The following is a 13,287-nucleotide window of genomic DNA, read 5'->3' on the forward strand; positions in this document are numbered from 1 at the left end:
CCGTTCCTTGCGTCATCGCGTCCGTTGTCTTCCGCGCCCTTTGCGGAGAGAATGATTCAAGTCCTTAATCCCGCCGGCATTCGAACCGGCGGCGAAAATCGGAAGAATTCAAGGGAGATCAGGCATGACATACGGTCTGGAAGAGTTCTGTCGCGAGAGCCACGATATCCTCGCCGAGAACAACAACACGAAAGGCCGCGAAGCCGTCCGCAAGAACCTCGAGAAGCTTCTCCGGAACGAGGCATTTGTCGAGGAGGTCTGTGGCAAGGACGCGCCGGTCGGCGTGACCGAGCTCTATCGCGACGACGAGCTGGAGTTCGTCGTGCTGGCCCATGTCAACGACAAGGCTCATGCCTCTCCCCCGCACGATCACGGCACGTCCTGGGCGATCTACGGCCAGGCGAAAGAGTATACGGATATGAGCGAGTTCAAGCGCCTGGACGGTGGCAATGAAGACGGCACGGCGGAGATCGAGCACGTGAAGACCTACCGCCTGAACCCTGGCGATGCCGGGTTCTACGATGTGCGGGAAATTCATGCGATCGACTATCCGGCCAGGGCCTGCTTCGTGCGTGTGACCGGCCGTCCGCTCGAGAACGAGCCGCGCCTTCGCTACGACATGGAAGAAGGCAAGGCCGTACTTATCGCGAACCGCTCCGCGAGCTGACCGCGTCCGCGAGCAGGTCGCCGAGATCCAGGGACGCGCCCGCCGTCTCGACGACGGCCGGCCGTGCCGCCCCGATGCGCGCGGCGATATCCTCGCGCAGTTGCCGGTCGTTCGCGATCTCGACCGCCTTGCCCGCATAGTCCGCAAGGTCCGTTGCAATGCAGTCCGGGACCTCCATGGTCCGGTAGAGGCCGTAGGTCATCCGCCCCCGCATGTAGGGCCCTGGCCAGGTAATGACCGGCGTTCCCGCCGCAAACCCGCCGAGCGTCGTGTTGCTGCCGCCGAAATGGATCGGATCCAGCATCACCTCCGCGGCGCCGAGCAGGCGCATATAGTCGTTCTTCGGCAGATATGGCAGGAAGCGGACCCGTTCCATGGCGCCGCCAAGCACCGCGGAGAGCCGGGTCTTCAGTCGTGCCGTCCATTCCGGGTTGGCGCCCTCGATCAGGCCCAGCGTCCCGCGCGGATCACGCACAAGGATATCCGCCAGGACGTGATCGTAGTCCGGGTGCAGCTTGAACAGGTTCTGCGGGCAGAGATAGAGCGGACCTCCTTCAGGAAGGCCGAACTCCGCTTTCGCGGCCGGGGGCGGTACAGCCTCGTTGCGATAGACCATCGGAATGCTCGGGCTGCGGACCAGCCGCTCCGAGTAATGCCCTTCCGCCCCCTCCGGCTCGAAGCAATCGGGAGAGAGATAGGCGTCAATCGTGTCGATGCCCGTGGTGACAGGGTGTCCCCAAGTGACCCATTGCACGGGCGCAAGCCGCGTATGGGCAAGAAAATAGGTGAAAGGTTCCATCCCGATATCGGTATAGAGCAACGCGTCTAGGCGGCAGTCGGCGGCGATTTGGGCGGCCCGCCCGATATCCGACGGCAGTTCGACCACTCTGTCGAAACCGGCCGCGATCTCGGCCGAGGCCCGGTCCCGGAGGCCGGGCGGGCGCAGCAGGGTCAGCCGGAAGCGGGAGCGGTCGAGGCCGGTGACAAGTCTTCCGAAGACGGCGCCGATCGTATGTCCCGCAAGGTGTTTCGAGCAGACCCCGAGTTCGATGCGCGCACCGGCCGAGGCCGCGTCGCTGCAATGGGGCGCGGTGAAATTGAGCATCGGGCAGGCGCGCCGGTAGAAGCTGCTGATCCCCTCCGCGAGATCCCGGTCGTTGCGGCCGTGATAGACGAGATAGAAATTCGCCGCGCCGACCTGCTCCAGCGGGTCTGAGAGTCGGATGCGCCTTGCCTCCGGAGACGCGAGAAAGCCGGCAATCTTCTGTCTCGCCGCGTCGATCTGTCCGAGGCATTCCGGAATGACCGGAAGAACAAGGGCGCGCCTGACCGGAAAGCCCGGATCCTCGGGGTGCCCACGGATTGCGGCGTCGAAGGTCTCCAGCGCGTCCTCATAATGTCCGGCGCTTGCGAGTCCTCCTGTGAGATTGCGCGCGATCGCCGCCCTGTCGGGCGCGGCCGCGACGGCTCGTCGATAGTGCGAGAGCGCGCCGCGGATCTCGTTGCCGTCCCAGAGCGAGATCCCGAGATCGTTCAGCAGCGTGGCGTCTCCCGGCGCCAGGAGAAGTGCGCGCCTGAAATCGCGTACCGCCTCATCCGCGCGCCCTTCGGATTTCAATGCCTGAGCCCGGTTGGCGAGGGCGCTTCCGGCGCCGGGCTGGATCGTCAGCGCGCGTCCGTAGGATGCGATGGCGCCCGCCGTATCCCCGGACTGCTGATGTGCAAGACCGCGATTGTAGAGCGGCGCGAAGGCAGCGGGATCGAGCAGGATCGCTGCGCGGAAGGCCTGCTCCGCCGCCGCCGAGTCGCCAAGCCGCTTGTTTGCGCCGGCGCGGGCGCTCCAGAGTGCGGTCTCGAGCGGCCGGTGCCGGCAGGCCGTTTCGAGCACCGCAACGGCATCCGCCGGGCGGCCGGCATCCATCAGGGCGTAGGACAGGTTGAGACGGAAATCGTGACGTTCGGGGGCGGCGAGCAGCGCTCTTCCGATACAGGTGGCGGCCGGCGCGGGGCGTGCGGTCTGCAGCAGTGCGGTGCCGAGCAGATGCCAGCCGTCGGCCTGCTCCGGAGCTGCCGTCAAAACCCTGCGGTAGCCGGTCGCCGCCTCTGCGATTCGGCCGGCGCCGTGCAGGCCGTGGGCCGTGACGAGCAATCCGCGAACCTGCACCCGTGCTCCCCTTTCCCCGTCTCTCTCTGCCGCTGGCTTTCAACCCGCTTATCATGGCGCGCCCGGATTGGCGATTCCACCATGACAGCCTCCATCGGCGTGCTAGTTTCGGGCCAAGGGAGTGAAACATGACGGACGAACTGTCCTTTCCGCCGATCTATCGGCCCTGCCGGGTGCTGCCGGGCACCTGTGCCGAGGCCGCTGCCGCCGAGGCCGCGCGCGGCGGCGCCGATCCGGCCAGCTTCTATTGGCTCGACAGCGCCGATCGGCTCGACTGCGCAATCGTGCTCGGCCCGGATCGGCCGTTCTCCGAGACGCTCTCGGCCGTGCATGTCGCGATGGTCGCGCTTGGAGACTGTCTCGGCGCGCAGGTTCCGCCGCAGGTCGAGGTGCTGTTCGGATGGCCCGACCGGCTGATCGTCAATGGCGGTCTCGCCGGCGGCGTTTCGCTGACGGTGGATCCGGCGCTCTGGGACGATCCGACAGACCCGGTGCCCGACTGGGCGGTGCTCGGCGTCAGGCTGGCAATGACGCCCTCCGAGGATGCGCCCGAGCCCGGCATGACACGACAGCGCACGACCCTGCTCGACGAAGGCTGCGGAGATTTGACGACGGGCGATTTGCTGGAAAGCTTCTCGCGCCATTTCCTGCTCTGGACAAACCGGTATCTCTCCGAGGGTCTGCGTCCGATCGCCGATAACTGGCTTCCGCGGGCGGCCAAACGCGGCGAGACCGTGGCGCTGAAGTTTGCCGGCCGGGAATGGCGCGGCAAGCTGCTCGGCCTCGATGAAACGGGGGGGCTGGTGCTCGGGGAGTCGAAAACGCCCGTCGTTCCGTTGACCGAGGTGCTGCGGAAACCGACATGGTCACTGGACTGAAGGCGTGGACGGGGTTTGATGGCTGAGGCGAGAGAGTTCTGGGTCAGTTCGGGTTTCGCGTTGCTGGACCGGACCGCGGACGGTCGGCTCGCGGTCACCGATGCGTTTCTGAGGGCGCTCTTCGCCCGCCCGGAGATCGCGCCGGTCGAAGAATCCTGTGCGACGGAGCGCAGTCTGCACGCCGCTCTGCTCGAGGATCCCCGGCGCCCGGTCAGCGAGATGGAACTGGCGGCGTTCGGCGATCCGGAGGGACGGGAGAACTACCAGATCGTACTCGGTTTCCGCGACGCCCTGCTGGCGGCGGACAGCCTCGAATCCTTCTATCTTTCGACCTTCCGCGGTGGGGGCGTCTCGATCCCGCCGCTGTTCCTCGATCAGGTCGCGCATGTCGTCGCGCGTAACATGCTCGACGGCGCGGTGGACCCGTTCCGGGTGCGGGCGGCCGAGCTGCTGTTTCGCAGCCAGCGCGTGACCCTGCAGGACGGCACCGTGATGTGCGCCGACGAGGAGATTGTCGACATGCATGCGGCCGGGCAGGGCTTCAGTTCTCTGGAGCGCCTGATCGCGGAGAACGACACGCCGCTCCGCTCCGTCGAGCTCGATGTGCTGACGGAAGAGAACGCGGAGATCTACTGGGACCGCAGCGACCGCTTCGACACCGTCCTCGACCTGACCTTCACCCGCCCGGGGCTCGACGCGCTGTGCCGCGTGCTGGAGCGCTGGGTCGACCACTTCCTCGGTACCGAGGTCTCGGTGACGCCGGTCCGCAGCATCGCCGACGAGAAATGGGTCTGGCATGTCGGCCTCGATGCGACCTCGAGCGCGATCCTGAACGCCCTCTACAAGGGCGAGGAGGTCCCGGAGGAGGAATTGGTCAACCTGCTCGCCCTGTTCCGGCTCGAGTTCAAATCGCCCGAAGCCATGATGCCGTCGATCGCCGGACGTCCGGTCTATCTCGGTCTGGCGCAGGATCGGTCCGGCGTGCTGCGGATGAAGCCCCAGAACCTGTTGGTCAATTTGCCTCTCGCAACCCCGGTCTGAGGGGCGGGCAACCCGGAAACAAGGAGAAAACGATGAACGAAGACATCTTCAACATGAGTGTCCGCAAGTTTCTGAAAAAGGTCGGCGTGACCTCGCAGCGCGAGATCGAGACGGCGATTCGCAAGGCCGTCGCGGACGGCAAGGTCGGCGCCGCCACGGAAGCGAAGGTCGTGCTCTCGATCCCGGCGGCGGGTCTGGAAGTCACCATCGACGGCACCATCGAGACCGAGTAGGGCAATGGCCGCGGCCTCCTTCGCCGACAGCTGGCGTGCCCGCGCCGTTGCCGGGCTGGTGCTGGTCGGTGCACTCGCCGCACTCGCCTATCTTCACCGCGACGATATTGCAGGATTACTGGGCGAGGAGCCGGTGGCGGCGCCCGCGAACGGGCCGCTCGCCGCGTGTCTCGCCGAGCGATACGGCGCGGTCGACAAGATGCGCGAGGAAGGAATCATCGACGAGGCCAAGCACCAGCTTTTCCGCCGGCGCGCGGAGGCCATGTGCCAGGACCGGTTCGGCGGCTGACGCCGCCAAACCGTGTCAGTGGATGCTCTCGTCCTCGTCGGGGACCTTGCCGTCGAGATAATCCTCCGTCGTCCGCACCGCGGGCCGCGCACCGCCGCCCATCGGGTCGTTCGTCACCTCGAACTGGTCGACCACGCGGCAGTCCTCGCACATCTGCAGTCGGCGCGCCGCTTCCGGCGATTTGAACATCGGGTGCTTTTCGGCCAGCGTCGCCACGATCCGCTCGATCGAGCTTTTCGCCGCGAACGGCTTGTTGCAGCGCACGCAATGGAACGGCTCCTCCTCCTTCATCACCACCGGCGATTTCGCCGCGGTCAGGAAGTTCAGCCGCGGCTCAAGCGTGATGGCGCTTTCCGGACAGGTGTTCTGGCAAAGCCCGCACTGAACGCAATTGTTCTCGATGAAGGAGAGCTCCGGCTTGTCCGGATTGTCCTGCAGCGCGCTCGCCGGGCAGGCGCCGACGCAGGCGAGGCAGAGCGTGCAGGCCTCGGCGTCGACCGCGATCCGTCCGTAGGGCGCTCCCGGCGGCAGTGCGATCAAGTCGACCGGCTCCGGTGCGGCCAGTCGGAGCTGGGCCAGCGCCGTGTCCATGATTTCCCGCTTGCCGCCGAGCGGCAGGAAGGGGCGCGCTGTCGCGCCGTCCGTCCTGTCCATCGACCAGAGCCGGGATTCGACGGCATCCGGATCCGATTCGACCATGAGTTCGACCAGGCCGCTTTCGTAGCCGAGCCCGGTCAGCACGGTCTCGGCGAGGCCGATCTGGTTCGCGAGCCCGGAGATCTCGTCGCGCTTCGTCGGGTGCGCATAGAGCACAACCCGCCCAATCCCGTTGGCGAAGGCGGCGGCGAGGAAGTCGAGCCCGATCTGGGTCGTCTGGGTCACAGCGAAAGGCAGGACATGCGCCGGCAGCCCCCGGCCGAAACGGGCCATCATGTCGATTACCGCGCCGCCATGCTGCGGGTCGTGCACGAAGAGCGTGCCCTGTCGCCCGCCGGCATCGCGATAGGCGTGCATCATGGCCGAGAGACGTTCGATGAGCGTGGCCGTCGTCGGGAAGGTGTAGTGTGCGGCGCCGGTCGGGCAGACCGAATTGCAGGCACCGCAGCCACCGCAGATATAGGGATCGAAGGCAACGGTATCGCCGTCCGGGCTGATCGCCCCTGCCGGGCAGACATCGATGCAGCGCGAGCAGCCTGTCTTGCGGCTGCGGGAATGGGCGCAGAGTTCGGCATGGAAATCGACATAACGCGGTTTCGCGAACTCTCCGACCATGTCCGAGAGCTCGAACAGGGCTTTCTGCACGGCCACCGGATCTCCCGGGTCGGGCCGGAAATAGCCGTCGCGCTTATCATGTCCGGTGAAGAGCGGAGTCTCTCCCGTCAGGTCGAGGATCAGGTCGCAGGTCGACATTGCACCGTCCTGCGGCCGCTCGAACCGGAAAACGTCCCGGCTCGCCGGGTCCGCCGGGGCGTAGCGGTCCACCGCGATCTCGAAAGCGCCCAGATACCCCGCGGCGCGGGCGACCCGACCCTGGAACACTGGTACGTCCATGACCGCCGGCGGGATGATGCCGTCGCTTTCCTTCAACAGCAGAGTCACGTCGAGCCGCGCGGCGAGCTGGCGGGCGGCGTCGAGCGCGGCCTGGTCCTTGCCGTAGACGAGACAGACTCCTTCCGAGGTCAGCGGAACCTGTGTCGTCGGCGTGCCGCTGACAGCGGCCTCCGCGATCAGGGCGGCGATCTTGGGGCCGGCCTTCGCCGCATCTTCTGACCATCCGGCACGTTCGCGGATATTGACGAAGGATAGCGTGTCCTCCTCGCCGTTCTGTTCCGCGGCAACTTCCGTGAAGAGCGGCGCCTCCTGGGTGCAGCAGACCGTCAGCGGGCCGCCTGCGTTTGCCGCATCGCGAAAATTTCCGAGCTGCGCGCGGCAAAGCGCGGAATGGATGAAAGGTTCCGCACCATCCTGCGACAGCGCGGCGGCGCTCGCATCCAGGGGCATGGAGCCGTTGCAATTGCAGATCAGCAGCCGCCCGTTTTCGGTGGCCATATATCCCTCTCCCGCGCGCTTTGTTTCGTTGAGGCTTTCCTGTGCGCGCTTTTGTTACACATATTTGCAACAGGGAGCGGTCGGGGCAATGACCCGGCGCGTGGAATCCGAGGAGTGGAAATGGAACGCAGCCGGACAATACCGGTTGGTATCGTGCTGGAGCGCAGAAAGCTTGACAATCCGTGGCAGGATTTCAGCTGGAGCGCCGTCTCCGTAATCGTCGGTGCGCCTGAGGTGAGCGAGTGGAGACTGCTCGACAAGTCCGATGGCGTCGAGCGTTACCACGCCGCCACACTTGAGCTGACGCTTTATCGAGGTGAGACCGAATCCTACAAGGTGAACCTGGCCGGGTCGCCGTCCGTCTATGTCGTGCTTCGCCAGAACGACGATCCGGACTCGTCATACGAGGTGATCCCCTTCCTTGCGACGGCTTCGGCTTACGAGTCTCAGGATTATCTCGATTCCGGCGAAGAGATCGTCGAGGCCGTGCCGATGCCCGAAGGTCTCATCGCCTGGGTCCAGGATTTCTGCGATCAGCACCACGAGGATGAAGTATTCGTCAAACGCAAACGCAGCGACCATCGCCATGAGCAGGATAAATTTGCCCGCCGCCCGCGGGTGGATGCGGCGCGGGCCAGATCCGGGAGACGTCGTCTTGTCTGAACGCGGTGACATCCCGGGCCGGAGCTTTCTCGGGCGCTGGTCGGAACGCAAGCAGGCGGCACGGGAAAGCGGATTGGAAGAGGTCCGCACCGGCCGCGGCGGCGCGGCGCCGGTGCTTGTCGAGGAACCACCCGAGCCGGCTTTGCCGGAGCTATATAACGGCGACGAGCGGGACATGACGGAGGAGGAGCAGGCCGTGGTTGCGGCGCTGCCAGACATCGACAGTCTCGACGCCGACAGCGATTTCACGCCCTTCATGCAAAGCAACGTCCCCGAGTTTCTCCGCCGCAAGGCGCTTCGCGCGTTGTGGCGCCTCAATCCGGTATTCGCGAATGTCGACGGCCTGGTCGATTACGGCGAGGACTTCACGGATGCCGCTCGGGTGATCGAGGGTATGCAGACCGCCTACAATGTCGGCCGCGGGTTTCTCACGGACGAGGATCTCGGGATCGAGCCCGAACCCGAAGGTGAGGGAGAGGCCCCGAAAGACGGCGAAAAAGAGCTTATGGCCGAAGCGGACAGCGATGGTGACGCCGCTGCGGCCGGCGGGACCGCGCAGGTCGAGGGCACACCGGCTGGGGATGATCCGGATGATGAAGTCGGAGACGGCGATCTCGTCTGATCGGAGATGTCCGCATGGTGGAAAGGCATGGAACCGCCACACCTGAATATGTGGACTTCGATGCGCAGTGAGCGTACCGTAAAACTGAAATAAAATCGGGCTGAGAGTCCGAGAAATGTCGAAGTTCGCAGCCGCTATGGGCCAAGCGGACAGGCTTAGGGAGAGAGGGCTGGTGACAGAAACCGCCCGCAGTCTGGTGTCGGAAGAAGACGCCGTTCGCGCGCACTGGTACGGCTTGCTCGCGCATTTCCTCGCGCGGCCGCCCGCCGCAGAGAGCCTTGATATCGCCCGAAGTCTCGGTGGCGACGACACGCCGCTCGGCCGGGCCGTTGCCGCTTTCGCGGCTGCGGCCCGCGCCGCCACCGTGGAGTCGGCGGACGAAGAATATCACAAGCTGTTTTATGGCGTCGGACGGGGCGAGCTGGTTCCGCACGGATCCTTCTATCTCACGGGCTTCATGAACGAAAAGCCGCTGGCCGAATTGCGCGACGACCTCGCGCAGCTTGGGGTTTCGCGGGCCGAGGAGGTGAAAGAGCCGGAAGATCACATCGCCGCGCTCTGCGATGTGATGGCCGGCATGATCCGCGGCGAGTTCGGTCCGGCCTGCCACCTGGAACGCCAGGCGGAATTTTTCGACAAACATATCGCCCCCTGGGCGGAGAAGTTCTTCGAAGACCTGGAAGGCGCGAAAGCGTCGGTCTTGTTCATGCCCCTCGGTTCCATCGGACGGCAGTTCATTGCGATCGAGGGCGAAAGTTTCCGCATGCTCGGCTGAGGCCGGGTGGCGGTTGAGCTCTTGCGCCGGGCACGGGCCGGCGGCGGAGCGACATATCGGACCCGTGCGGCAAAGAACGGAGTTTGGTGATGGCGAAAGCAAAAAAGCCCGAATCCACGCGCCGTGATTTCCTGAAATTGTCGGGCATCGGCGCTGCCGCCGGTGCGGCGGCGATCGCCGGGACACAGAAACCAGCCGAGGCCGCCGAACGGCCCGGCAAGGTCAGTGCCGGCTATCGGGAGACCGCGCATGTGAAGACGGCGTACGCTCTGTCCCGCTTCTAGGGCGGACGGGGTAGGGCCGTCCCCACGGGGAGAGCCCAGGGCGCCGCATGCTGGGGTGCCCTCTGAAACATAAGCGGTCGGGCAAAGAGGCCGTAATGTTCGGGAGAACGATATGTTGATGAAGAAGACAGGCGGGCGCGCTGCGTCCGCGCGCATGTCTCGCGCTCTGACCGGCCAGACCGGCAGCGCGATCGACCGGAGAACGTTCCTGAAACGCTCCGGAATCACCGTCGGCGGTATCGCCGCGGCATCCGCCCTCGGCGGCGGCATGGTCAAGAAAGCCGAAGCGCAAGCCAATCCGCTGGCCGGGATCGAGAAGATCCGCTCGGTCTGCACCCACTGCTCGGTCGGCTGCACGGTCGAGGCGGAAGTGCGGAATGGCGTGTGGATCGGCCAGGAACCGGGCTTCGACAGCCCGTTCAACCTCGGTTCGCACTGCGCCAAGGGCGCCGCGGTCCGCGAGCACGCCCATGGCGAGCGCCGGCTGAAATATCCGATGAAGCTGGTTGACGGGAAATACCAGAAGATCAGCTGGGAGCAGGCGATCAACGAGATCGGCGACAAGATGTTGCAGATCCGTGAGGAAAGCGGCCCCGACTCGGTCTACTGGCTCGGTTCGGCCAAACACAGCAACGAACAGTCGTACCTGTTCCGCAAGTTCTACGCCTTCTGGGGCTCCAACAACGGTGACCACCAGGCGCGTATCTGTCACTCGACCACGGTCGCGGGTGTTGCCAACACCTGGGGCTACGGCGCGATGACGAACAGCTACAACGACATCCACAACAGCCGCTGCATCTTCGTCATCGGCGGCAACCCGGCAGAGGCCCACCCGGTCTCCCTGCTGCACCTGCTCCGCGCGAAGGAACAGAATGCGGCGCCGCTGATCGTCTGCGACCCGCGCTTCACGCGGACTGCGGCGCACGCGACCGAATATGTCCGCTTCCGTCCGGGCTCGGATGTCGCGCTGATTTGGGGCATTCTCTGGCACATCTTCGAGAATGGCTGGGAAGACAAGGAATTCATCCGCCAGCGCGTCTGGGGGATGGACGAGATCCGCGCCGAGGTGAAGAAGTGGACGCCGGAAGAGACCGAGCGGGTGACCGGGGTCCCGGGCTCGCAGATGCGACGCGTCGCGCGGACCATGGTGAACAACCGTCCCGGCACCGTGATCTGGTGCATGGGCGGCACCCAGCACACCAACGGCAACAACAACACCAGGGCCTATTGCGTGCTGCAGCTTGCGCTCGGCAACATGGGCAAGGCCGGCGGCGGGACCAACATCTTCCGCGGCCACGACAACGTGCAGGGTGCGACCGATCTCGGCGTGCTCTCGCATACCCTGCCTGGTTATTACGGCCTCAGCACCGGTGCCTGGAAGCACTGGGCGCGGGTCTGGGACGTGGACTACGACTATCTGCTCGGCCGCTTCGGCAGCAAGAAGCTGATGGAATCCAGCGGCATCCCGGTGTCGCGCTGGATCGACGGCGTGCTCGAGGACAAGGCCAACATGGACCAGCCCGAGAATGTCCGGGCGATGGTTCTGTGGGGGCATGCCCCGAACTCGCAGACCCGCATGGTCGAGATGAAGAAGGCGATGGAGAAACTCGATCTTCTCGTCGTCGTCGACCCTTACCCGACGGTCTCCGCCGTGCTGCATGACCGCAAGGAGGGCGCCTATCTCCTGCCGGCCTGCACCCAGTTCGAGACCTACGGTTCGGTGACTGCTTCCAACCGCTCGATCCAGTGGCGCGAGAAGGTGGTGGAGCCGCTCTTCGAATCGAAGTCGGACCACGAGATCATGTATCTCTTCGCCGAAAAGTTCGGCATGGCCGGCGAGATGTTCAAACACATCAAGGTCAACGGCAAGGAGCCTTTGGTCGAGGACATCACGGCCGAGATCAACAAGGGCATGTGGACCATCGGCTATACCGGCCAGTCGCCGGAACGGCTGCGCAAGCACATGGCCAACCAGCACACCTTCGACAAGACCACGCTTCAGGCGCGGGGCGGGCCGTGCGACGGCGACTATTACGGCATGCCGTGGCCGAGCTGGGGCACGCCGGAAATGAACCATCCGGGCACCCCGATCCTCTACGATCCGTCCAAGCCGGTCTCCGAGGGCGGCCTCACCTTCCGTGCGCGTTTCGGCGTCGAGCGGAACGGCGACAACCTGCTCGCGGTCGATTCCTACAGCGTGAATTCGGACATCAAGGACGGATATCCGGAATTCACCATGGCCATGCTGAAGAAACTCGGCTGGGACAAGGATCTGACCGACGAGGAGCGCGCGACCATCGAGGCGATCGCGGGCGACAAGACCAACTGGAAGACCGACCTTTCGGGCGGTATCCAGCGCGTCGCGATCAAGCACGAATGTGCACCGTTCGGAAACGCGAAGGCACGTGCCGTGGTGTGGACCTTCCCGGATCCGGTGCCGCTCCACCGCGAGCCTCTTTATACCTCGCGGCGGGATCTCGTGGCCGACTACCCGACCTACGAGGACCGGAAGGCGTATCGTCTGCCGACGCTCTACGCGTCGATCCAGAAGAACGACTTCTCGAAGGACTTCCCGATCATCCTCACCTCCGGCCGACTGGTCGAATATGAGGGCGGCGGGGACGAGTCCCGGTCCAACCCGTGGCTGGCCGAGCTTCAGCAGGACATGTTCGTCGAGATCAATCCGCGCGATGCCAACAATGCGGGCATTCGGGACGGGCAGATGGTCTGGGTGACCGGTCCGGAAAACGGCAAGGTCAAGGTCAAGGCAATGGTCACCGAACGGGTCGGCACGGGCGTCGCCTTCATGCCGTTCCACTTCGGCGGACATTTCCAGGGCGAGGACCGCCGGAGCAAGTATCCGGACGGTGCGGATCCCTATGTCCTCGGCGAATCCACCAACACTGCGCAGACCTACGGCTACGACTCGGTCACGCAGATGCAGGAAACCAAGGCGACCCTCTGTCGCATCGAGCCTGCGTAAGGGAGCGAAACAATGGCACGTATGAAGTTCCTTTGTGACGCCGAGCGCTGCATCGAATGCAACGCCTGTGTCACGGCCTGCAAGAACGAGCATGAGGTTCCCTGGGGCGTGAACCGCCGCCGTGTCGTCACGATCAATGACGGCAAGCCCGGCGAACGGTCCATCTCCGTGGCCTGCATGCACTGCTCGGACGCGCCCTGCATGGCGGTGTGCCCGGTCGATTGCTTCTACCAGACCGACGAGGGTGTGGTTCTGCACTCCAAGGATCTGTGCATCGGCTGCGGCTATTGCCTCTATGCCTGCCCGTTCGGCGCACCGCAGTATCCGCAAGCGGGCAATTTCGGCAGCCGCGGCAAGATGGACAAGTGCACCTTCTGCGCCGGCGGTCCGGAAGACGATCATAGCTCTGACGAGTTCCAGAAATATGGTCGGAACCGTCTTGCGGAGGGCAAGCTTCCGCTTTGCGCGGAAATGTGCTCGACCAAGGCCCTTCTCGCGGGTGATGGGGACGTTGTCTCCGGCATCTATCGCGAGCGGACCGTGGCCCGCGGCTTCGGTTCCGGTGCCTGGGGCTGGGGCACGGCCTACGACCAGAAAACAGGCGGTTAAGAGCCTGAATCCGGAGGCCGTCTTGGCGGC

At 65.0% G+C, this 13,287-nt stretch carries 13 protein-coding genes; 11 read left to right on the forward strand and 2 right to left on the reverse strand.

From position 1 onward, the window contains the following. The first annotated feature begins 124 nt into the window (after positions 1-124). Complete coding sequence (locus tag ACOOE1_RS15495; protein WP_420403100.1) at positions 125-667, forward strand: hypothetical protein; 543 nt, start codon at positions 125-127, stop codon at positions 665-667. On the opposite strand, the gene ACOOE1_RS15500 is transcribed toward ACOOE1_RS15495, so the two are convergent. Then, positions 642-2,831: a tetratricopeptide repeat protein gene (locus ACOOE1_RS15500; protein ID WP_420403101.1), complete on the reverse strand. Its 2,190-nt coding sequence runs from the start codon at positions 2,829-2,831 to the stop codon at positions 642-644. The genes ACOOE1_RS15495 and ACOOE1_RS15500 overlap by 26 nt on opposite strands. 128 nt (positions 2,832-2,959) lie before the next feature. Between ACOOE1_RS15500 and ACOOE1_RS15505 the strand changes: the two genes are divergently transcribed. Genes ACOOE1_RS15505 through ACOOE1_RS15520 form a run of 4 tightly spaced genes read left to right on the forward strand, consistent with a single transcriptional unit; the run spans position 2,960 to position 5,272 of the window. Continuing rightward, positions 2,960-3,709 carry a biotin/lipoate--protein ligase family protein gene (locus tag ACOOE1_RS15505; protein ID WP_420403102.1) on the forward strand — a complete coding sequence of 250 codons (750 nt, stop codon included), beginning with the start codon at positions 2,960-2,962 and terminating at the stop codon, positions 3,707-3,709. An 18-nt stretch (positions 3,710-3,727) separates the two neighbouring features. Beyond that, on the forward strand, positions 3,728-4,750 hold the full coding sequence (locus ACOOE1_RS15510) for a DUF6352 family protein (RefSeq protein ID WP_420403103.1): 1,023 nt from the start codon (positions 3,728-3,730) through the stop codon (positions 4,748-4,750). 32 nt (positions 4,751-4,782) lie between these two features. After that, positions 4,783-4,983, forward strand: a complete 201-nt coding sequence (locus ACOOE1_RS15515; RefSeq protein WP_420403104.1) for a DUF6494 family protein — start codon at positions 4,783-4,785, stop codon at positions 4,981-4,983. 4 nt (positions 4,984-4,987) lie between these two features. Then, the gene (locus tag ACOOE1_RS15520; protein ID WP_420403105.1) at positions 4,988-5,272 is read left to right on the forward strand and encodes a hypothetical protein; all 285 of its coding nucleotides are present in this window, start codon (positions 4,988-4,990) and stop codon (positions 5,270-5,272) included. Positions 5,273-5,287: 15 nt separating this feature from the next. Here the strand turns inward: ACOOE1_RS15520 and ACOOE1_RS15525 are convergent, their stop codons facing one another. Continuing rightward, positions 5,288-7,321, reverse strand: a complete 2,034-nt coding sequence (locus ACOOE1_RS15525; protein WP_420403106.1) for a 4Fe-4S binding protein — start codon at positions 7,319-7,321, stop codon at positions 5,288-5,290. Between the two features lie 120 nt (positions 7,322-7,441). Between ACOOE1_RS15525 and ACOOE1_RS15530 the strand changes: the two genes are divergently transcribed. The 6 genes from ACOOE1_RS15530 (at position 7,442) to fdh3B (ending at position 13,257) form a co-directional block, all read left to right on the forward strand. Further along, positions 7,442-7,984, forward strand: a complete 543-nt coding sequence (locus ACOOE1_RS15530; RefSeq protein ID WP_420403107.1) for a DUF3305 domain-containing protein — start codon at positions 7,442-7,444, stop codon at positions 7,982-7,984. Continuing rightward, on the forward strand, positions 7,977-8,606 hold the full coding sequence (locus tag ACOOE1_RS15535; protein WP_420403108.1) for a DUF3306 domain-containing protein: 630 nt from the start codon (positions 7,977-7,979) through the stop codon (positions 8,604-8,606). The genes ACOOE1_RS15530 and ACOOE1_RS15535 overlap by 8 nt, the downstream gene beginning before the upstream one ends. 172 nt (positions 8,607-8,778) lie before the next feature. Further along, positions 8,779-9,381 carry a TorD/DmsD family molecular chaperone gene (locus ACOOE1_RS15540; RefSeq protein ID WP_420403109.1) on the forward strand — a complete coding sequence of 201 codons (603 nt, stop codon included), beginning with the start codon at positions 8,779-8,781 and terminating at the stop codon, positions 9,379-9,381. Between the two features lie 89 nt (positions 9,382-9,470). Further along, on the forward strand, positions 9,471-9,665 hold the full coding sequence (locus ACOOE1_RS15545; RefSeq protein WP_420403110.1) for a twin-arginine translocation signal domain-containing protein: 195 nt from the start codon (positions 9,471-9,473) through the stop codon (positions 9,663-9,665). A gap of 112 nt (positions 9,666-9,777) precedes the next feature. After that, positions 9,778-12,648 (forward strand): formate dehydrogenase subunit alpha, encoded by a 2,871-nt coding sequence (locus ACOOE1_RS15550; protein WP_420403111.1) that lies wholly within the window; start codon positions 9,778-9,780, stop codon positions 12,646-12,648. A 12-nt stretch (positions 12,649-12,660) separates the two neighbouring features. Further along, positions 12,661-13,257: a formate dehydrogenase FDH3 subunit beta gene (fdh3B, locus tag ACOOE1_RS15555; protein WP_420403112.1), complete on the forward strand. Its 597-nt coding sequence runs from the start codon at positions 12,661-12,663 to the stop codon at positions 13,255-13,257. The last annotated feature ends 30 nt before the right edge of the window (positions 13,258-13,287 follow it).

It is taken from the genome of Nisaea sp. (genome assembly GCF_965216895.1).
Classification (GTDB): Bacteria; Pseudomonadota; Alphaproteobacteria; order Thalassobaculales; family Thalassobaculaceae; genus Nisaea.